17 protein-coding genes are annotated in these 19,946 nt (G+C 43.9%); 14 read left to right on the top strand and 3 right to left on the bottom strand.

The window, feature by feature from the left end; genetic code table 11:
• Window positions 1-55: 55 nt before the first annotated feature.
• Both msrA and MKY19_RS22180 read right to left on the bottom strand, forming a co-directional pair.
• The gene (gene msrA, locus MKY19_RS22185; RefSeq protein ID WP_042190568.1) at window positions 56-1,042 is read right to left on the bottom strand and encodes a peptide-methionine (S)-S-oxide reductase MsrA; all 987 of its coding nucleotides are present in this window, start codon (window positions 1,040-1,042) and stop codon (window positions 56-58) included.
• Between the two features lie 99 nt (window positions 1,043-1,141).
• The gene (locus tag MKY19_RS22180; protein WP_339797694.1) at window positions 1,142-1,762 is read right to left on the bottom strand and encodes a VTT domain-containing protein; all 621 of its coding nucleotides are present in this window, start codon (window positions 1,760-1,762) and stop codon (window positions 1,142-1,144) included.
• Between the two features lie 165 nt (window positions 1,763-1,927).
• On the opposite strand from MKY19_RS22180, the gene MKY19_RS22175 reads away from it, so the two are divergent.
• From MKY19_RS22175 to MKY19_RS22130, 10 genes are all read left to right on the top strand, one after another.
• Window positions 1,928-2,863 (top strand): Gfo/Idh/MocA family oxidoreductase, encoded by a 936-nt coding sequence (locus MKY19_RS22175; protein WP_339797691.1) that lies wholly within the window; start codon window positions 1,928-1,930, stop codon window positions 2,861-2,863.
• Window positions 2,864-2,888: 25 nt separating this feature from the next.
• A complete protein-coding gene (locus MKY19_RS22170) occupies window positions 2,889-3,212 on the top strand; it encodes a hypothetical protein (RefSeq protein WP_042190561.1) in 324 nt (107 codons plus the stop codon).
• Window positions 3,213-3,336: 124 nt separating this feature from the next.
• A complete protein-coding gene (locus MKY19_RS22165) occupies window positions 3,337-3,654 on the top strand; it encodes a helix-turn-helix domain-containing protein (RefSeq protein ID WP_042129916.1) in 318 nt (105 codons plus the stop codon).
• Window positions 3,655-3,904: 250 nt separating this feature from the next.
• Complete coding sequence (locus tag MKY19_RS22160) at window positions 3,905-4,636, top strand: hypothetical protein (protein WP_339797688.1); 732 nt, start codon at window positions 3,905-3,907, stop codon at window positions 4,634-4,636.
• Window positions 4,637-4,889: 253 nt separating this feature from the next.
• The gene (gene ric, locus MKY19_RS22155; protein WP_339804437.1) at window positions 4,890-5,585 is read left to right on the top strand and encodes an iron-sulfur cluster repair di-iron protein; all 696 of its coding nucleotides are present in this window, start codon (window positions 4,890-4,892) and stop codon (window positions 5,583-5,585) included.
• Window positions 5,586-5,725: 140 nt separating this feature from the next.
• On the top strand, window positions 5,726-6,022 hold the full coding sequence (locus MKY19_RS22150) for a hypothetical protein (RefSeq protein WP_339797685.1): 297 nt from the start codon (window positions 5,726-5,728) through the stop codon (window positions 6,020-6,022).
• Window positions 6,023-6,175: 153 nt separating this feature from the next.
• A complete protein-coding gene (locus MKY19_RS22145; protein WP_339266364.1) occupies window positions 6,176-6,886 on the top strand; it encodes a hypothetical protein in 711 nt (236 codons plus the stop codon).
• Between the two features lie 218 nt (window positions 6,887-7,104).
• The gene (gene nirB / locus MKY19_RS22140) at window positions 7,105-9,528 is read left to right on the top strand and encodes a nitrite reductase large subunit NirB (protein WP_339266362.1); all 2,424 of its coding nucleotides are present in this window, start codon (window positions 7,105-7,107) and stop codon (window positions 9,526-9,528) included.
• A 32-nt stretch (window positions 9,529-9,560) separates the two neighbouring features.
• Window positions 9,561-9,881, top strand: a complete 321-nt coding sequence (locus tag MKY19_RS22135) for a nitrite reductase (NAD(P)H) small subunit (RefSeq protein WP_339266360.1) — start codon at window positions 9,561-9,563, stop codon at window positions 9,879-9,881.
• A gap of 52 nt (window positions 9,882-9,933) precedes the next feature.
• Window positions 9,934-10,725, top strand: coding sequence for a formate/nitrite transporter family protein (locus MKY19_RS22130; protein ID WP_339797682.1), 792 nt, complete (start codon window positions 9,934-9,936; stop codon window positions 10,723-10,725).
• 272 nt (window positions 10,726-10,997) lie between these two features.
• Here the strand turns inward: MKY19_RS22130 and MKY19_RS22125 are convergent, their stop codons facing one another.
• Entirely contained in the window at window positions 10,998-11,723 is a 726-nt protein-coding gene (locus MKY19_RS22125; protein ID WP_042129903.1) for a Crp/Fnr family transcriptional regulator, read from the bottom strand.
• Window positions 11,724-12,141: 418 nt separating this feature from the next.
• On the opposite strand from MKY19_RS22125, the gene MKY19_RS22120 reads away from it, so the two are divergent.
• The 4 genes from MKY19_RS22120 to MKY19_RS22105 all read left to right on the top strand — a co-directional run bounded on the left by MKY19_RS22120 (window position 12,142) and on the right by MKY19_RS22105 (window position 19,934).
• A complete protein-coding gene (locus tag MKY19_RS22120; protein WP_339797678.1) occupies window positions 12,142-14,448 on the top strand; it encodes a glycosyl hydrolase family 65 protein in 2,307 nt (768 codons plus the stop codon).
• Entirely contained in the window at window positions 14,445-16,727 is a 2,283-nt protein-coding gene (locus MKY19_RS22115; RefSeq protein ID WP_339797676.1) for a glycosyl hydrolase family 65 protein, read from the top strand. Before MKY19_RS22120 ends, MKY19_RS22115 begins: the two co-directional genes overlap by 4 nt.
• A 32-nt stretch (window positions 16,728-16,759) precedes the next feature.
• On the top strand, window positions 16,760-17,395 hold the full coding sequence (gene pgmB / locus MKY19_RS22110; RefSeq protein WP_339266351.1) for a beta-phosphoglucomutase: 636 nt from the start codon (window positions 16,760-16,762) through the stop codon (window positions 17,393-17,395).
• A gap of 817 nt (window positions 17,396-18,212) precedes the next feature.
• On the top strand, window positions 18,213-19,934 hold the full coding sequence (locus MKY19_RS22105; protein WP_339804434.1) for a histidine kinase: 1,722 nt from the start codon (window positions 18,213-18,215) through the stop codon (window positions 19,932-19,934).
• Window positions 19,935-19,946 lie beyond the last annotated feature (12 nt).

Genomic DNA, 19,946 nt, shown 5'->3' with positions numbered 1-19,946 from the left:
ACGGTTGTCATCCTAAAAGGACGACAACCGTTTTTTATGTGCTGAGGATTGATGTTTAGGCAGGCTGGAAGAGTATGCGATACTCCCCGTATCCTTCCTTCTCCAAATCCTCTTTCGGTACAAATCGTAGCGCCGCCGAATTTATGCAATAGCGTAAACCGTTTTCTCCGGGACCATCGTCAAAGACATGGCCTAGATGGGAATCCGCTACTTTGCTGCGAACTTCTGTCCGAACCATCAAATGGCTGAGATCCGTCTTTTCCTTCACAGCGTAGTCCCGGATCGGACGAGTGAAGCTTGGCCAGCCGCAACCGGAATCGTATTTATCCTGCGAGCTGAATAACGGTTCGCCAGATACGATGTCTACATAAATACCATCTCCATGGTGATCCCAAAAATCATTCCGGAAAGGAGATTCTGTTGCACTGTTCTGAGTGACTTCATATTGAAGAGGGGTTAAACGTTCTTTCAAACTTTGTTTGTCCTCTTTATGTGTCCAGTGGGTTTCGATAAAATCCTCTCGGCCAGAACCTTTGCGATAACGTTTGTAGTGGCCTGGATTCTTATGATGGTAACCTTGATGATATTCTTCGGCAGGATAGAAGGTGGCTGCCGGGAGAATCGGGGTTACGATCGGACTAGAGAACCGACCGCTTGCTTGCAGAGCTGCCTTGGAAGCTTCTGCTTGTTCTTTTTGTTCCTCCGAATGGGTAAAGATTGCTGTTCCGTAAGAAGTCCCGCGATCATGGAATTGTCCACCTGCGTCGGTAGGGTCAATTTGCTGCCAGAACAGCTCAAGTAACTTGCTATAAGGGAAAATATCTGGGTTGAACGTAATTTGTACAGCTTCAACATGTCCTGTCGTTTCAGAACAAACCTCTTCATAGGTTGGGTTCACTGTATGACCGCCGGTATAGCCAGAGACGACACTAATGATACCTGGCAATTCTTCGAACGGCGAGACCATGCACCAGAAGCATCCACCTGCAAAGGTTGCTTTTTCTGTCTTGGTATTTATATGGTTAGTCTGATGTTCACTCATTGATATCCCTCCATTCACATAATGCAATTAAATAGATCACAATTTAATTATAAAGCAAATACTAACTGCCTGCCAGTTTGTAACCGATAAGTTCTTTCGCTATCGGTTATTCTTCGCTTCTTGAGAGCGCGGACGCAAGCTCAGTCCAGCGATAATTAGCACAGCGATATAGGCGATGATGGCAATAATCGCACTTACAGGGTCCTGGAACAGATGATCCCCGAGGAAAGCGTATAATGCAATCCCCGGTATTTTTCCTATGCCAGAAGCTGCAATATAGCTCCAAAAAGGCAGACCAGCTGCTCCAGCGTAGATGTTAACAGCTGTTTGGGGAATGATGGGCACGAGTCGTGCTAGGACAATCGAAGCGAAAGGTCGCCGCTCAATGCCTACTGTGAACTTTTCGAGTGCGGGAATGGAGGCTAAATAAGCTCTCGCTTGGCTTTGAAACAAGTACTTCACAACGCCAAAAAGGATTGCGGCAGCCAAATTTGTAGCTAGCCAGCAAATCAAGGCACCCGCTAAACTTCCGTATGCATAACCGAAGAATCCGATGACAGCTTTATAAGGAACAACCGGAAACAAAGCAAGTAAAGTTGCGATCCCTATAGAACTGAAAAGATTATGATCCTCTTTCATCCAGCTTAGGATGTCATATCTGTAGATAAACGCAAGGATTGTACCCGAAACATAAAGAATAATCGAGAACCATTTCTTCATAGATAATATGCCCCTTCTTCCACTCATTCATCTCATCATACGGGATAAAGAATAAATATTGAAGTAAAGATCAATTGTCAGAGAATGAGAAGCAGGTATAATAGCATTTGTAGAGAACAAAGAGAAAAGAACGAGTTATTGAAGTGTTAAGAGGGGGATGGATCAGTGATTGTACCTGAACGTAAAAGAGTCGCCATAATAGGAATCGGCAATATAGCCCGCAAAGTATATTTACCACTGCTCTCTCAGCATGATTATGCCGAGGTAGTTGGTGTTCTTAGTCATTCACCGACAACGGTAGAGCAGGCCGTTCATACCTACCGTTTTCCTAAAGGGACGACTAATCTGGAAGAGCTGCTATCTTGGGATCTGGATGCAGTATTTGTACATAGCCCAACAACTACTCATTATGATATAGTAACAAAATGTCTCGAACGTGGGATTTCGGTATATGTAGATAAACCACTTTCCTATGATCTAGAAGAGTCCAGAAGGATGGCAGAGCTAGCACAAGATAAGGGGCTTTTGCTAGGAGTGGGCTTTAATCGCCGTTTTGCCCCAATGTATGTCACCGCCAAGCAATGGCTTGAAGAAGTTGGCGGAATTAGCCATTGCAGTGCGATTAAACATCGAACGAAGCTACAGACAAGCACCAGCCGCGAAACCGTGCATGATGATCTGATCCATCTGCTTGACCTGCTGTTGTGGTTGTGCGGAGATCATTATGAACTGCTTCGTAGTCATCTTCACTCTAGTGGAGAAGGTCGTCTGCTGCAGGCATCTGGAATGTTGGGCTGGAAAGATAGTGCAGTTGGGATGTACAGTATGGTTCGTGAAGCTGGTGTGGATTTGGAGAAGCTTGAGCTGCACGGAAATGGCAGATCGGTGGAAGTAGTGGATCTAGAAAAAGCCATTCTTTTTGAAAAAGATACCTTACCGCATATTCAAGGCTTTGGAAGCTGGGATACTGTACTCGATAGAAGAGGTTTTAGTGGAGTAGTGAATAATTTTCTTAGCAACATAAATACACCGGAGCTATGCAGCATTGCTGCTTCAGCGGTACTGCCTAGTCATATGCTGGCGGCACAGCTTGCTGAATGAGGTCTCTGAGAAAGGAGAAGAATATATGGAGGATAACCGTAAATTAGTGGAGGAACAGATCATCGAAAGCTATAAGCGCGAAGAAGAGATGATGATTCTTGTATTCGCTCAGTGGTGTGTAAATAATGGACTCGATCCACATGCTCTATACTTGCAGGCTTATCCGCAGCAGGAAGGGAATGAAGCCTTGCGTCAGGCACTTGCCCTCACGGTTTCCGCGGAGGAAGCGGGGGACATTTCTGATGACACCGTTTTGGGTGTGCTTTCGCTTTTTGGAAATGATGACTTGGCACAAATCGTAACTGAAGCGATTGCTCTAAGGGGATCTAAAGGACCAATGGGGGATTGACATTGGGGATATAATAATAGAGTCAGATGAACTTTTTTCGGTAAACGATGTTCATCATGGTTAAAATGTGTTAATATTATATATACTAACTAATAGTAAGTTTCGCTAGTGAGAGGTGAGAACAATGGAAGAACATCAATTTGCGATGTGTCCCAGATTTGAAACAGCCTTCTCTTTCTTAGGCAAACGTTGGAATGGACTTATTATTCAGACATTGATGAGTGGACCGAAGCGTTTTAAAGATATCTCCGGCCTCATTCCTTCAATGAGCGATAAGATGCTGTCCGAGCGGATGAAGGATTTGGAAGGTGAGGGTATCCTGGTTAGGCATGTATACCCAGAAACACCCGTACGTATTGAGTACGAATTAACAGACAAAGGCCGTGCGTTGCAGCCTGTTATGCAGCAGATTCAGTCTTGGGCTGAGAGCTGGGTAGACTAAAATTCACAGTGATGTTGTGGCCCTTTTTCCGGAATGGTGGAAAAGGGGCTTTTCAATTTCTAAATATTAGACAGTGACAGTTTTGTTCCAATCCTTTATGCTTGAAAAAAACTTGCACAGTTTAAAAATAATTGTAATATAATAGAAAAACATTGTATGATCCTTGAATGGAAACGCTCGCGTATTGGTTTTTGCTCAAATCTACTCAGCTGGAGTACAGGCATAGCAAAACTATTAGGAGGCGAGGGAGATGAAGACGAAGACGACCCTGTTTTCCCGGGAAATAACGTATGGAAAAAAGGATGTTGCTGAGCTAGAGAATGCTTCTATCAAAGTACAGCTCATCTATGACAAGACGTTGTTCATGCTGCATAGCCATCTTCCTGATTCCTTATGGGATGCGTGGATTGGCGTGCCTTACAGCATTATCTCTTCACTCTACAAAGGAAACAATGATAGTGGGACTATTTTTCAAAAATGGATTCAAAGTCCGACCGGCTGGAAGTGTATTGGTTGTGAACGGCACTGTCTGGAGTCCACGGAACCTCCACAGGATGTAAATGCGGCGAATCATGGACGACAATATAAGTTTCATAACGGCATTCGCCAGAGTATGGTGCTTCAAGCTTTAATTTGGTCCATGTACGAGAATACCGTATTATTCAAACCCTTTTTAGGCGACGAGCCTTTTTTTGACGATGATGATTTGCATACGATATCCTCTTATTTCGTTCCAACTTATCTTAATGAGTTCCACCTTATTGAGCGGTCTAAGCCATGTAAAGAATACAAAGATCAGGATATACGAGTCTTTCAGGAATGGATTTCCGCACCTGATCTTGTCCTTAAATGGAATGGTGGCTTGACGGAAGGCAGATGGATGACCGGTGTTTATATGGATCACTCCCGTTTTGCCGGATTGGGACCTTATTTGAAGGATTCAAAGGGACAGCGGACGTATATGCAGGCTTATGTGCAATAAAATGAGTTGAAAAAGCACCTTTGTAGGCAAAGGTGCTTTTTGCGTTTACGTTGCATGTACAACAATCTCCAATTTCGTTCAAAAATAAGATACAATTTCCGTGCGTACAATCACAAGTCAAAGTTCCTTTCAGGGTTAAGGTGAACAAGTGGATAAGATTTATTCAGAACCTAATCTCATAACCCAAGGAGGAGCTATAATGGAAACTAAACAACTTAATGATAGTATTTCGGATTCGAAGCAAGCACAACCGATACAGGCTGGGTTTACCCCAGATGCACTAGTGAGGGATATTGTATTGCAGTTCCCTAAAGCGGCAGATTATTTCAAAGCAAACCGGATTGATTTTTGTTGCGGTGGAGCTAAACCTCTTGCTGAAGCAGCTGCTGAGCGTGGTCTGGATCACGAGATAATCATCGGCGATCTAAACAAGCTGTTCGAAGAGTATCCAGTACCCCAAGAGGAAATCGCTTGGAATACTGCACCTTCAGAAGAGTTAATTGACCATATTATTAACAAACACCACCGTTATCTTCGTGAAGAGCTACCCCTCATTAGCCAAAATGTAACTAAGGTATATCGAGTGCATGGCGGAGATTCTCCCCATTTGGTGGAGTTATATAACTTGTTCAACACACTTAAGGAAGATTTACTTGAGCATACGGCTAAAGAAGAAGAAGATGAATTTCCTAAGCTGTTGACATACGCTGCTAATCCTAGTGAAGAAGGCCTGACGTCGCTTCGTGAGTCATTGTCTGAGCTGGAGAGTGAACATGATGGTGCGGGCGATATTTTGAGAAAAATACGTAGTATTACAGATGATTTCACTCCACCGGCGCATGCTTGCACGACCTATCGATTGACATATGCCCGGCTGGAAGAGCTGGAGAGTATGACTTTTGAACACGTACATTTGGAGAATAATATATTGTTCCCTAGGTTTCAGTGAAGATGAATAGTGTGCTAAAGAGTCCCTTAGGGGGCTTTTTTTATAGGGAATTATAGAATGTAAAGAAATGGGGATAACTCCGTTGAAAAAGATAGAAGAAATGATCGTAAAAAATATGGGTAAGATCGATTGATGGATAGATGGATGGCAGGCAGGCAGGCAGGCGGAAGGATTGCTTAAAAGCAGACTACGAGATAGGGCTGAACGAGCAGAAAGAGGGGGATAAATCCCCCAGAATATGCGAAATGACGCCGAATGAGCAGAAAGAAGGGGATAAATCCCCCAGAATATGCGAAATGAAGCCAGATGAGCAGAAAGAGGGGGATAAATCCCCCAGAATATGCGAGATGACGCCAAATGGACAGAAAGAGGGGGATAAATCCCCTAGAATATGCGAGATAGCGCCGAATGAGCAGAAAGAGGGGGATAGAGGTTAGCTTTTTAAAAAGTTTTTGTCAATTTTAGAAGTAAGCTTGTTATTACTTATTTGAGAACATGGCTTGTTTAAGTTATCCTTAAAAAGACAGTATACATAACTTTACAAGCCTGAGACGCTATATGGTCATTAGGCGGGACAAGGCGGTGCCAGGATGCCCATGCGATCTTTGTGGAAATTGATGCTAGGATTAGTCATTGTATTCATAATAGGTGGATGCTCTACTAACAATGACGGCAATAGTAATGCTAATAATGGTGTGGCAGGATCAGAGGGACCGACAATATCGATAAGGGTTGGAGATAATGAACTGCTTACTAAACCATCAGATAGGTTACTTAGTGGGAGTTATAGAAATGGAATATCGATCATGGAGCTACTGAAAGGTAGTAATGTTGCCACATTTGCTGAGGATAACTCAAGCATTGTTTCGGTAAAGGATTTTTCGCTAGAGGCGGGAATGGTTTGGGAGCTTCAGATGGGCGGTCAAATCATTGGGAATGCGGATTGGAATAATACTGTAGGGTATGATTCACAGCTAGTCTTCACCGCGAAGTCGAAGGACCATCAAGCACCACTTCAAACTGTAAGGCTGACCTTGAACGGTGGAAGTGTTGAAGTAGACTTGCATCATACGTATATTATGTTATTTGAAGAGGATTTAACTGTAAGAGATTTGCTCAAAAGCTGTAGTAGCGTACAGTTGGCCGATGACAATAAAAAGGTGCTTTCCGTCGACGATTATACTCCTCTTAGTAATGAAGAATGGAAGCTGAAGGTGAACGGAAAACAACTACTTGATGATGGAATGGATATGAAGCTCAGGGCTCATGATGAATTGGAGATTTTATTGACTTTACGCTAAAAAATCGTAAATTAAGCCAGATCAACGGTTGTTCAGAATCGTTAATCTGGCTTTTTATGTGGAAAATTTATCTAACAATTATCAGTAGACTAAAGTGTGAAAATATTCACAATTAAAGTGACTGCAATCACAATGACGACTTGAATTTGAACCGTATAATTCCAATATGTAGAAGAGAAATTGATCAGGTATTCATAAGCTTGAGGAGGCACCTAACCATGACAACGATAAGAGAAAAACTAGTATTAGTCGGCAACGGTATGGCAGGCATAGGTACGATTGAGCAGATATTGAAGCTGGGTGGAGCTTATGACATCACGGTTTTTGGAAGTGAACCTCATCCCAACTATAATCGGATCATGTTGTCTTATGTTCTTGAAGGAAGTAAGACCCTTAATGATATCATCCTAAACGACTGGAATTGGTATGAAGACAATAATATAACTCTACACACGGGAACAACGGTGACACGAATTGATGAAGGCTCGAAGCAAGTTGTTACGGATAATGGGATGATAGTCCCCTACGACAAAGTAATTATTGCGACAGGCTCGAATTCGTTTATTTTACCTGTACCTGGCAGTGATAAAGAGGGCGTTGTAGGATTCCGGGATATTTCAGACTGTGATGCGATGCTGGCAGCGGCCAAACAATACAGCAAAGCGGCTGTCATCGGCGGAGGTTTACTTGGGTTGGAAGCGGCAAAAGGTCTTGTGAACCTTGGTATGGATGTTACCGTAGTTCATTTGATGGAAGATCTGATGGAGCGTCAGCTTGATCGGAATGCCTCCTCGATGCTGCAAGCTGAGCTTGAGCGTCAAGGCGTGAAATTTGCTATGGGCAAACAAACGATAGAATTGAGCGGGGAACAGAGAGTAAGTGGATTGCGTTTTAGTGATGGCAGTACGCTTGCTGCAGATTTTGTGGTAATGGCTGTTGGAATCAAACCGAACGTGACATTGGCAAAAGATAGCGGAATCTCCGTAAATCGTGGGATCGTGGTGGATGATTATTTGCAAACTTCCATGCAGAATGTATATTCCATCGGCGAATGTGCTGAGCATCGTGGTATGTGTTACGGACTGGTGGCTCCACTATTTGAACAAGGCATGGTTCTAGCTAAACATTTATGTGGTAGCGATACCAAGCCTTATGAAGGTTCGATTGTTTCCACGAAGCTTAAAATATCTGGGGTGGATGTATTTTCTGCAGGTGAGTTTTTGGATTCTCCTGAACACACTGTGATTTCAAGCAAAGATGAATGGAAGAGAACTTATAAGAAAATTTTGCTCAAAAATAATGTGATTGTCGGTGCGGTTTTGTTCGGTGATGTAACGGAGTCCGCGAATCTGCAAAAGCTAGTAAAACAAGGCGCGGTAATGACCGATGAGATTTATACGGAGATTATGGGAACGGGCTGCTGCGGTGGCGGAGCTAAGAAGAGCACATCCGTAGAAGCAATGGCGGACGAAGAAATTGTCTGCGGCTGTAATGGTGTAACTAAAAAAGCGATCGTAGATGCTGTTACTGAACATGGTTTTACTAATGTGGATGAGATCAAAGCATGCACTGGCGCTACTCGCTCTTGTGGTGGTTGTAAACCCGTAGTAGAACAAATCCTGCAATTTGTCTTAGGTGACAGTTTCCAGCAAGCTGCTAAGCAAGGTATTTGTGGGTGCACAACGCTTAGCCGTGATGAAATTGTTGCTGAAATTACAGCTAAAGGTCTTAAAACAACAAAAGAGGTCATGAATGTACTCGGTTGGAAACAAGAGGAAGGCTGCTCCAAGTGTCGTCCGGCGATTAACTATTATCTAGGGATGATGAACCCTGATACCCATCAAGATGAGAAAGAATCCCGATTTGTAAATGAAAGAATGGGTGCCAATATTCAAAAAGATGGAACCTACACCGTGATACCACGCATGTATGGTGGGGTAACTACGCCGGAGGATTTGAAGAAAATCGCCGACGTCTCCCTTAAATATGACGTGAAAGTTGTGAAGGTAACTGGAGGGCAACGCCTGGATCTAATCGGTGTGAAGAAGGAAGATTTGCCTAAGGTATGGGAAGAGCTGGATATGCCTTCAGGCTACGGTTATGCCAAATCCCTGCGTACGGTTAAGACTTGTGTGGGCTCCCAGTTCTGCCGCTTTGGCACACAAGATTCACTGGGAATGGGCGCGCTCATAGAACGTAAGTATGAACGTCTTGATTTTCCTGCCAAGTTTAAAATAGCTGTCAACGGCTGTCCACGTAACTGTGCGGAATCCTGCACGAAGGATATTGGGATCGTTGGAAATGATGGTGGTTGGGAAGTGTTTATCGGTGGTAACGGTGGGATTAAGCCACGGATCGCAGACTCCTTCTGCAAAATTAAGACCGATGAAGAGTTGATCGAAGTGTGCTCCGCTGTGATGCAATATTACCGTGAGACCGGCAATTATTTGGAGAGAACTTCCGAGTGGGTTGAGCGTATGGGACTTGAGCAGATTCAAATGGTTATTTTGAATAATGAAGATAACCGCAAAGAGCTGGCCGCACGGATTGACTTTGCTCTGACTCAGGTTACGGATCCTTGGAAAAAAATGCTCAATGACAGCAGCACTCGTGCTGCGCTTTTTGAAGAAACAAGAGTCTAGCGGATATAACCCACACAGAAGGGGAGAGACCAATGAATAAGACAACACAAACGTATCCAATAGGATCAGTACAGGATTTCCTGCTGCAGATTGGCCGTGTGGTGATTGCTGGAAATGTGGAGCTGGCTGTATTTCGTACCTCTGACGGAGCGATCTTTGCACTTGAGAATCGGAGCCCTCATCCAAAAGGGGGGCCGCTTGCGGAAGGGATCGTTTCGGGTCACTTTCTTTACGATCCACTGTATGATTGGAAAATAGATCTTCGCACGGGTGAAGTTCAGGCACCGGATCAAGGTATCGTTATGACTTATCCAGTCTCTCTTGTCGGAGACATTGTGACAGTGAGCTTGTAGACACCGAAGCTTGTAGTAAAGGATGAAATAGAAAACGGTGGGGTGGAGTACTATGTTTACTCAAAGTGTGGAAAACATTGTCGAGGCGGCAGTCAGCAAGCGAGACCAAATGAATGAAAGTTTACCAAGATATTTTCTAGCAGCCCTTTTGGCAGGAGCATATGTAGGCATTGGGATTATCCTTATTTTTTCGCTGGGAGCGCCTCTAGCGGCTGCCAAATCGCCTTTCCAACCCCTCATTATGGGTGCATCCTTCGGTATTGCCTTGACTCTTGTTGTGTTTGCAGGCTCAGAGCTGTTTACCGGAAATAATATGTTCTTTACGGTTAGTACACTAGCTGGTAGAACAAGTATCTGGGATACTGTAAAGAACTGGGTGCTTGTGTTTGTAGGGAATGTGGTAGGGGCAGTGATTTTAGCACTTTTGATTCGAGGAACTGGACTATTCAGTGCGGCTCCCCCAGAGCATCTGATCTATGCGGCTGCAGCCAAGAAAATGAGCCTTCCGTTTTCGGAGCTATTTTTCCGTGGAATTCTATGTAACTGGCTGGTCTGTCTAGCGCTATGGATGGCCTCACGCGCTAAAAGTGAAACTGCGAAGCTGGTTCTAATCTGGTGGTGTTTGTTTGCCTTTATTGCGAGTGGATATGAGCACAGTGTGGCTAATATGACGCTGCTGAGTGTTGCTGTGTTGCTCCCGAATCACCCGGACACCGTTACAATTGCCGGATGGGTACACAATATGATACCCGTTACGTTAGGGAATATAATTGGCGGTGGCGTATTCGTTGGCATGGCCTACTGGATGATCTCTCCCGTGCGTGGTACTCAGACCAAGCGTTAAGAGTATATTTATAGTTATAGGGTTGACCCAATTTCGGGTTCAGCTCTTTTTCTAAATATAAGAAAGTATAAGTTTCACGCTATAAATTATCCTTATATTTCTCGCATAAACGCTTACCGTCCATTAGGGACGCCGAAGGCGTTTTTGCTTGTCTTGTGGGATAAAAAAAGACGCCTATGTTAGGCGCCTTTGACCACTCTATTTTATAATGTGCAGAATAATTGGGTCATGTATGTTTCATTGAGGAGAATAGAGGGTACATTATAATGGAATTAAATTCGGCAGATCTCGTTTGGACACATTTCGCAGTGGCAAATTTCCTGCAGCATGCCAAGATCCTTGATGACAATCATACCGTTCTCGTACTCAACCGCGTCTTTTTTACGCAAGTCACTCAGCATCCGGTTTACACTCTCACGAGTGGCACCGATCATGTTGGACAGATCTGTATGCGTAATTTTTTTGTTGATGAGGATGTTCTCACCATCGCTGCTCTTCTCACCATAAGTATTACCAAGTCGAATGAGAGTGGAGCAAAGTGCGCCTGGTTTGCCATACATCATCAGATCACGGAATTTCGTTTGAGTTAGACGGTGATGAATGCCCATCCATTTCATAAAGTCGATGGCAAAATCACAATGTTGGCAAATGAGAATTTCTAAATCCTTTTGCTCGATAACGCCAACTTCACTTTCTTCAATCACTTCTGCAGTAAAGCTGTGCTTGGTGCTGAAGAATGGGTCTGCTTGACCTACCATATCGCCGGCTTGGTACATATAAAGAATAAGTTCTTTACCTTCATCCGTTGATTTAGTTAATTTCACACGTCCACGTTTGATATAAAACAATTTATCCGAGTAGTCGCCTTCCCAGAAAAGATGTGAACCCTCTGGAACAACGCGTTCTTTCATAGTAACAAGAAGTCTGTTGAAATTCTGTTCGGAGAAACAGTTTGTATTTCCGTGGGCTTCGATGACATTGTAATGTTCTTTTAGCATAATCGACATCCCCTTTATTCCCTCAGTTTTTCAGTAAATTTTAAATTAATTATACCTCTAAAATCTTCGATTTGGTTAAGAAAAACCATTTAAAAGTGTCGAATTTTCAACATTGTGATTATTTTCACTTCAAAAGTGCTAGATGTAATATGATTTTTAACTAAAAAGGAGTAAGAAGTATATGTTCTTTATATATCAGCAGTGGCAATCCATTATTCTCAAATAATGGGTCTGTTGCTGTTTTTTTTGCTCTTATTAGATTCTACATATTATACTGCAAAAATTCATGATATAGAAATCCGTTCGATTTCAACTCCGTATAAATGCACACATCTTCATTAAGGTCAGACATTGGCGCAACGGGTATGGAACGATATCCTGAGAATGGAGCAAAAACCAGGAGAAGGGGAAATCATACATGGCTAAAGTGGCTGACAAATATCTTAAGGTAGATCCTTGGGCAATTATTGAAGAGGGCTTTGATCCAGAACGAAATCGGACCTCGGAATCTATTTTTTCACTGGGAAATGAGTATATGGGTGTGCGGGGGTATGCTGAGGAAGGTTACTCTGGGGATTCCCTGCAAGGCAGTTATTTCAACGGGCTAAATGAACAATTGGACATTGGCAATCATTATAAAGGGATTATTCGCTCGCTGAGATATATGGTAAATGCGGTGGACTGGCTGTATACGCGGATCACTGTGAATGGTGAACAGCTTGATCTGGCAAAAAGTAAGATATCAGATTATGTGCGCAAACTGGATCTTCGTAGTGGGACCTATCGGCGGGAGCTAATCTGGCACCTAGATGATGGGAAAAGCTTAAAAGTTGTCTTTACACGCTTGGTAAGTATGACGATGTCTCATCTGGGATTACAGCGGGTGGAATTTGAGCCCCTTAATTTCTCGGGCAGCGTGGACATTTGTGCAGGTCTTGATTTCAGCATTATTCATGAGGAACGCGGCGAATGTATGTGGAGTAGTCTCCGCAGTGGAGAACAAGGATCTACCACAGCTATTATGGCGAGAACAGTGAATACAGCTAACAAGCTATTCTCTAGCTTTTCGTTACAATCTTCACAGCCGCTTCAGCTTACGCGAGTTGAACATGATAAATTTATTGGACAAAGCTTTACTATGGATCTTGCTCAGGGAGAAGCGACCCATTTTACAAAGCTGGTTATCAACTGTTCGGATAGTGAATCTGCCCATACAGCTGAAGAGCTGTGGAGCAAAGGGATAGCTCTTGCTGAAAGTGCAAGCCAACTGAGCGATACTCAAATATTCGCGGATCAGACGGCATATTGGAATGGAATCTGGGAGACAAGTGATATTCGGATCGAGGGCGATCCTGAGAATCAGCAGGGCATTCGTTTTTGCATTTTCCAGCTTTATCAGACTTATCATGGTGATCATCCAGGGTTCAACATCGGCGCTAAAGGATTGACCGGGGAAGTGTATCGTGGTTTGGCGTTCTGGGATACAGAGTCGTATTGCTTACCATTCTATATGTTTAATAACCCTAAGGCTGCACGGAGTTTACTGGACTTTAGATATAAGACATTACCTCAGGCTATGCAACGTGCTAAAGATGTTGATTGCGATGGCGCTTGCTACCCTATTGCTACAATAGACGGAACTGAAAGCTGTGATCTCTGGCAGCATTCGAATCTTCAGCTTCATGTAGGGACTGCTATTTCCTATGGTATATGGCATTATGTTAAAAATACTGGTGATAAAGAATTCCTGCACAGTAAAGGTGCTGAAATGCTGATCCAGATCAGTAGATTCTATGCTACACGCGGTCAATGGGGTCAACAGAGTGGGAAATATGGATATTTTGGCGTAATGGGTCCTGATGAGTTCCAATTGATGGTGAATAATAACTGCTATATTAATTTGATGGCCCAAAAATCATTTGAATACACGCTAGACACCCTGAGTGAAATGAAAAAACAGGCACCAGAGGCTTTTGCATTGGTTGCGGAAAAGTCGGGGCTCCGTGACGAAGAGTTTACCGATTGGAAAAATAAAGCAGACAATATGAAGATTCCGGTTGACGAAGTGACAGGAGTATTTGAGGAGCATGATGGATTCTTCGATATGCCACATATTGATATTCATTCCATTCCTGTAACAGAGTTTCCGCTCTACTCGAACTGGTCGTATGATCGATTGTACCGTTATGACATGATTAAGCAACCGGATGTTCTCATGTTTATGTTCTTATATAATGGACAATTCTCTAAAGAAGCGAAGCTGGCTAACTATGAATATTACGAGTCTAGATGTATTCATGAGTCTTCACTTTCACCTTCGATCCATTCGATACTGGCAAGCGAAATCGGCAAGCCAGAAGAAGCCTATTCGTTCTTTGAATTTGCGACAAGACTGGATTTAGACAATTACAACCGTAACACACGCGAAGGATTGCACACGACTTCGATTGCAGCCGCTTGGATGAATATTGTGTATGGCTTTGGAGGTATGCGTTCAGATGGGGATCGTTTGTCCTTCCAGCCTTCATTGCCGGAGCGCTGGAACGAGTATAGCTTCCAAGTGATGTATGAAGGGGTATTACTACGTATTTTGGTCAACAAGACTTCAGTAACGCTCACCGCAATTAATGGGGGTAGCACTGATATTACAGTGTATGGGCAGTCAATTACGGTGGACGCTTCCGGGACGACGCTTCCGCTAGGTGAAGGGATGTTGGCTCGATGAGCTGGGCGGTTAGGGATAGCTGTTTTGACAAGCAACTTGTGACGACGAACGGGAACAAATATATGTTAGGCAATGGCTATATGGGATATCGCGGGACACTAGAGGAATTCGGTAAAACTGAGTTAGTTGCCGTAACTTTAGCTGGTCTATATGACAAAGCGGGAGAGAAGTGGAGAGAACCTGTCAATGCTCCAAATGGATTATGGACCAAGATTGTCTGCAACGGTCAACCTTTAAGTGTGCTAGAGCGTGAACCGAGCTCTCATGTTCAGGAGCTGAATATTCGTAGTGCCATTCATCATCGGAGCACTGGCTATAGTCTATCTGATGGTGGGATGTTGACATTTACAGCAGATCGTTTCGTAAGCCAGGACAATCTTCACCTGCTCGTTAGTAAATACTCTATCCATAGCACACAGGACTGCCAAATTGTGATTGAGACCGGGATTGACGTAGATGTATGGGATATCAATGGTCCCCACCTCTATGGTCAAAAAGTACAGTCACAGGGTGAGGTACTAGTCTCTTCCTCCACTAGTGGAGAATTGAACATTCCGGTAGTTGTGGCGGAGAGAGCCGTATTTAATTTCGGAGATCAGCAACTGGATGAGGGCGCTAGTATTCGCCGGATTTCTTTTGAAGCGCATGCGGGTGAGACCTATGAATGGTTTAAGTACGTTGCGGTATATACTGGACTTGATGTTAGTGTACCGGAGTCAGAAGCAGTAAAGTCTGTCCTAGCTGCTGAATCGCTCGGTTATGACGAGTTATTACAGGCTCATCGCCAGCAGTGGGAAGAAAGATGGTCACTTAGCGATGTCATTATCGAAGGTGATGAGGATGCCCAGTTTGCTCTAAGATACAGTATTTATCAGCTGTTAATTATTGCACCTACAGTTTCGGAAAAGGTTTCTATCCCGGCTCGAGGTTTATCGGGTCAGGTCTATAAAGGGGCCGTATTCTGGGATACGGAGATGTTTATGCTGCCTTTCTTCCTGCATACTGATCCAACGGTTGCTCGCAACCTGATGATGTACCGGATTCATACCTTGGACGGAGCTCGCCGGAAGGCCGCGGAATATGGTTTTTTGGGAGCATTCTATGCTTGGGAAAGTCAGGATACAGGAGACGATGCTTGTACTCTGTTTAATGTGAATGATGTATTTACCGGTCGACCAATGCGGACTTATTTCCGCGATAAGCAGGTTCATATCAGTGGAGATGTTGTACATGGGATCTGGAAATACGTTCAATTTACAGGTGACGAGAGTCTGCTGACTAGCGGAGGGGCGGAAGTGATCTGGGAATGTGCCCGGTTCTTCTACTCTTATGCTTACTATAATTCAGTAAAAGAACGCTTCGAGATTCTAGATGTAACAGGTCCAGACGAATATCATGAGCGTGTGAACAATAATGCTTTTACGAATGCTCTGGTTAAGGAGACACTGGAGATTGCCTTGCGCACAGCAGAATTGCTGCAAGATAAGTATCCGGAAGTGTACAATCAACTCTCTACAGAGTTTAGCGAAGGTCCGTTTCTGACAGAGTTCAAAGCTATGCTGGATAGCTTCTATGTTCCGCAGCCAGACCCTGCCAGTCTTGTCATCGAACAATTCGACCGTTACTTCACCTTAGAAGATGTTAGGCTGCCAGATTTGAAATCCCTTGTACTTAACAAAAATGAGTATTTGGGTGGCGGTAATGGATTAGCCACAACCACAACAATACTGAAGCAAGCGGATGTCGTACTGATGTTAAATCTATTCAAACATTCCTTCACCAAGGAAGTGAAACAAGCGAACTGGGAATTCTACGAACCGCGCACCGAGCATGGGTCAAGTCTTAGTCCTTGTATCTACGCTTTGGTAGCTGCCGATATTGGTTCGCCGGATTGGGGATATCCATATTTTATGCGCACGGCTACTGTTGATCTCACGGGAGAATCTAAGCAGTACGTAGGCGATCTTTATATCGGTGGTACCCACCCAGCCGCTAACGGTGGTGCTTGGATGGCTGCGGTGCTTGGTTTTGCAGGGTTGGATTATGATGGGGGAACTGTCCATATCAAACCTTCACTGCCTAAACATTGGCAGTCTGTTGAGCTTCCGGTTACGCTTCGGGGAGATACCTTTAAACTACGGATCAGCAAGGATGAAGTTACAGTTACCACAGCAGCTGACTACAGCGGGACTCTGGTGTTCTCGGTACAAGGGGGAGAAGGAAAGTCCTGTGGTGCAGGTGAGAGCTTGCGGCTAACCTTGGCTGAAGCAACAGTATAGACATTAACTAACAACGGAGAGGAAGTAAATCCATGTTGCAAAATATGAAGGGTGCCATTTTCGATCTGGACGGCGTTATCGTAGATACGGCCAAATATCATTATTTGGCTTGGGCGAGTCTTGCTGACGAGCTAGGCTTTACATTTACAGAGGAGGATAACGAACGCCTTAAGGGCGTGAGCCGGATGAGATCGCTCGATATTCTTCTGGAAGTTGGTGGCCTACAATTTGAAGAAGCGGAGAAGCTTGCGATGGCGGAGAAGAAGAATCGCCTATATGTAGAGTACATCTCTAAGCTTGAGGAGTCGGAACTGCTTCCTGGGGTCAAAGAATACTTAACTGGACTGAGAACGCGCGGGATTGGAATTGCGTTAGGTTCAGCTAGTAAGAATGCAGAGTTTATTTTGAATAAGCTGAACATTACGGATCTGTTCGATGCCGTAGTTGACGGTAACAAAGTGTCACTTGCCAAACCGGACCCGGAGGTATTCTTGATCGCTGGTCAGGAGCTAGGCTTACAGCCGGACGAATGTGTCGTGTTTGAGGATGCGGAAGCGGGCGTTCAAGCAGGTAAGGCTGCAGCTATGAAGGTAGTAGGCATAGGTAAGCCCGAAGTGCTGAAGGAAGCCGATATGGTTGTAAAAGGATTGTATGAGTTGTTGAGTTAAATAAAAAGGTGACCGACTCCAAAGTAGCTGATGCTACTGTGGGGTCGGTCTTTTTTTGCTTTAAATTCCTGTGCTCATGCTGTGTATTCAGCTATCAAGTACAACTGCGCACACCAAGTAGTAATGTCGCTCATTGGGTAATCCAATCGCTCATCCAAAGGCTCAACAAATGTGAAGCCCACAACAGTGTAAAGCAGAGGCGAATAATACCTCTCATAGCCCCACGCAGTGGCCTTCACTCTCCCGCCCTATTTTTCTATTTTTGTTTTTTAAGAATCGCGGCGATGGAGTTGCGGAGTGGAGGTTTGGAGCTGGAGAAACGAAGTGGTCGCCTTTATCCTCATATTTCTACCGCCAAGCGGTATAAAATCAGGAAATCTGAGGATAACAGCGATCGTAAGCCCAAACGCTCCACGCAGTGGTCCCTGCCCGCCCTCCCTTTTTTCTGTTTTCGGTTTTTTTGAGAGGAAAGAAGGTCATGGAGAGGAATTTTGGAACTGGAGGAGCGAAAGCGTCCGCCTTTGTCTCCGGATTTTATCCGCCAGTGGCGGTATAAATCAGAAAATCTGGAGACAACAGCGGCCGTAAGTCCAAAGTTTCCTCGTAATGACACCATGATTCCCTCTCATTCAAATCCGTACAACAGAAAAAAACTACATACAAATGACCATAAAAAACTTTAAAATGAACATATGTAAGCGTTTATCCCTTTGATATAGTTATTTAACCCGGAGGTGTGACTATAGTGTTGTCTAGGCTGATTAGATTGATTCGAAAGCTGAGCGTCAAGCAGCAGCTCATCCTACTATTCCTGATTATGATTTCTCCTATTTTCTTTTTGAACATATATGGGAATTTGAAGGCAGAACAAATACTGAAGCGCCATGTTACGAATGCATATGTGGAATTGAACAAGCAGAACTTTACGATCATTAATCGGGATATCGATACAGTAAATAAAATCACTACCACCGTGATTCAAAATCCTCTGATTCAGCAAATGAATATGACTGGCTCGGATACCATACTGGAGCGAGTCAAACGATATGAGACAATAGAGAAGCTGTTGGTCAGTTACTCTCAGGGGGCTGAACGTGGTGATGGCATCTATTACTCCCTTTATATATACGATCCGAATGATTATTACTTTTTTGCTCCCAATTTTCCACAGGTTAAGAAGGCGGGAGTTTATTTCTTTTCTAAAGCCGAAGAGCCTTACTGGTTTGAGGAGGTTGTTCAGAAGAAAGGACGCGGCTCGCTGAAGTTCACGGAGAGGCTAAGCGCTCAAGCGGAGAATTTAAAGACACTTACTTACATGAGAGCTGTAAACAACATTTCCAGAAAAGCAGAGACTATAGGGGTTTTGGTCATCACCAAAATGGACTCTAAAATTGGAGAATCTCTCAAATCGATCTCTTTGCCTGACGGCGAAATTTACTTAACAGACTTAAACAACCGTGTTCTCGCCTCTACTACGAATAATACTGGAGAAGTAATTGCGTTGCCGGAGACGGTTGTTGCCGAGGATCTGGAAGGTACTGTGGATGTGATTACCTCCGATTTTATCTATGTGGTTAACAATAACCATGCGCTTGGACAAAAACTGGTCTACAAAGTTCCGGTAAAGGCGCTACTGCAGCAACAGAACGAAATGAAAAGTGTTATTCAATACATCACCGTGGCTTATGCAGTATTTGGACTAATTATGATTACGTACTTCTGGCGTTCATTAATGACACCTTTGCAAAAGCTGGCTTTTTTCGTGCGAAAATACGAGCCGGGTAATCGAGTTCCAGAGACACCACGGAGGGGGAGTAACGATGAGGTCAGTGTGCTGATTGCTTCTACCTATGATATGGCCCGAAGGCTAAACGGATTAATCACATACAAATATCAGATGGAGCTTAAACAGAAGGAATCCCAGCTTCAACTTCTATATCAACAAATCAACCCTCATTTGCTTTACAACACCCTAGAGAGCATTTATTGGAAAAGCTCTTTAGAAGGAAATGCCGAATCCGCCGAGATGATCAAGGAATTGTCCAAACTAATGAAGATCAGTCTTAGTCGGGGGAGGGAGCTGATCAGCCTTGAAGAAGAGCTGGAGCATGCAACGGCCTATATCAAGCTACAGCAGCACCGTTATGATTATGTATTTCAAGTTGTGATGAATATTCACCCGGATACGAAAAGCAACCTAATTCCAAAAATCACGCTGCAGCCATTAATAGAAAATGCTATTATTCATGGGGTTAAAAATATGGGCGAGGATGGTGAGATCACCATCACTACAGTATGTGAGGATGAAACCGTTAGGATCTCTATTGAAGATAACGGCTATAAGTCTGTTGACTATGAAGCCATAGAAGCTGTATTGAATGATGAAAGCCCCAATCCCACTAGCGGTTATGGTATCCGCAATATTAACCAGCGTATTCATTTACATTTTGGCTCTGATTATGGCATCAGCTATACCCCTCGTACAGAAGGCGGAACGCTAGTAACAGTTAAGCTTCCGAAATCGGAGAATCAGGACTAAGGAAGGGGAGCA

Source organism: Paenibacillus sp. FSL R5-0744 (assembly GCF_037972555.1).
Classification (GTDB): Bacteria; Bacillota; Bacilli; order Paenibacillales; family Paenibacillaceae; genus Paenibacillus_AQ.
Note: the sequence above shows the minus strand (reverse complement) of the source record. Positions and strands in the feature narration are given on the sequence as shown.

Coding starts and splice junctions, on each gene's coding strand:
- msrA (WP_042190568.1), bottom strand. CDS start 1,042: ATGAGTGAACATCAGACTAACCATATAAATACCAAGACAGAAAAAGCA.
- MKY19_RS22150 (WP_339797685.1), top strand. CDS start 5,726: ATGGATGGCAGGCAGGCAGGCAGGCGGAAGGATTGCTTAAAAGCAGAC.
- MKY19_RS22180 (WP_339797694.1), bottom strand. CDS start 1,762: ATGAAGAAATGGTTCTCGATTATTCTTTATGTTTCGGGTACAATCCTT.
- MKY19_RS22160 (WP_339797688.1), top strand. CDS start 3,905: ATGAAGACGAAGACGACCCTGTTTTCCCGGGAAATAACGTATGGAAAA.
- MKY19_RS22115 (WP_339797676.1), top strand. CDS start 14,445: ATGAGCTGGGCGGTTAGGGATAGCTGTTTTGACAAGCAACTTGTGACG.
- MKY19_RS22170 (WP_042190561.1), top strand. CDS start 2,889: ATGGAGGATAACCGTAAATTAGTGGAGGAACAGATCATCGAAAGCTAT.
- MKY19_RS22145 (WP_339266364.1), top strand. CDS start 6,176: ATGCCCATGCGATCTTTGTGGAAATTGATGCTAGGATTAGTCATTGTA.
- nirB (WP_339266362.1), top strand. CDS start 7,105: ATGACAACGATAAGAGAAAAACTAGTATTAGTCGGCAACGGTATGGCA.
- MKY19_RS22120 (WP_339797678.1), top strand. CDS start 12,142: ATGGCTAAAGTGGCTGACAAATATCTTAAGGTAGATCCTTGGGCAATT.
- MKY19_RS22125 (WP_042129903.1), bottom strand. CDS start 11,723: ATGCTAAAAGAACATTACAATGTCATCGAAGCCCACGGAAATACAAAC.
- MKY19_RS22130 (WP_339797682.1), top strand. CDS start 9,934: ATGTTTACTCAAAGTGTGGAAAACATTGTCGAGGCGGCAGTCAGCAAG.
- MKY19_RS22165 (WP_042129916.1), top strand. CDS start 3,337: ATGGAAGAACATCAATTTGCGATGTGTCCCAGATTTGAAACAGCCTTC.
- MKY19_RS22135 (WP_339266360.1), top strand. CDS start 9,561: ATGAATAAGACAACACAAACGTATCCAATAGGATCAGTACAGGATTTC.
- pgmB (WP_339266351.1), top strand. CDS start 16,760: ATGTTGCAAAATATGAAGGGTGCCATTTTCGATCTGGACGGCGTTATC.
- MKY19_RS22105 (WP_339804434.1), top strand. CDS start 18,213: ATGATTTCTCCTATTTTCTTTTTGAACATATATGGGAATTTGAAGGCA.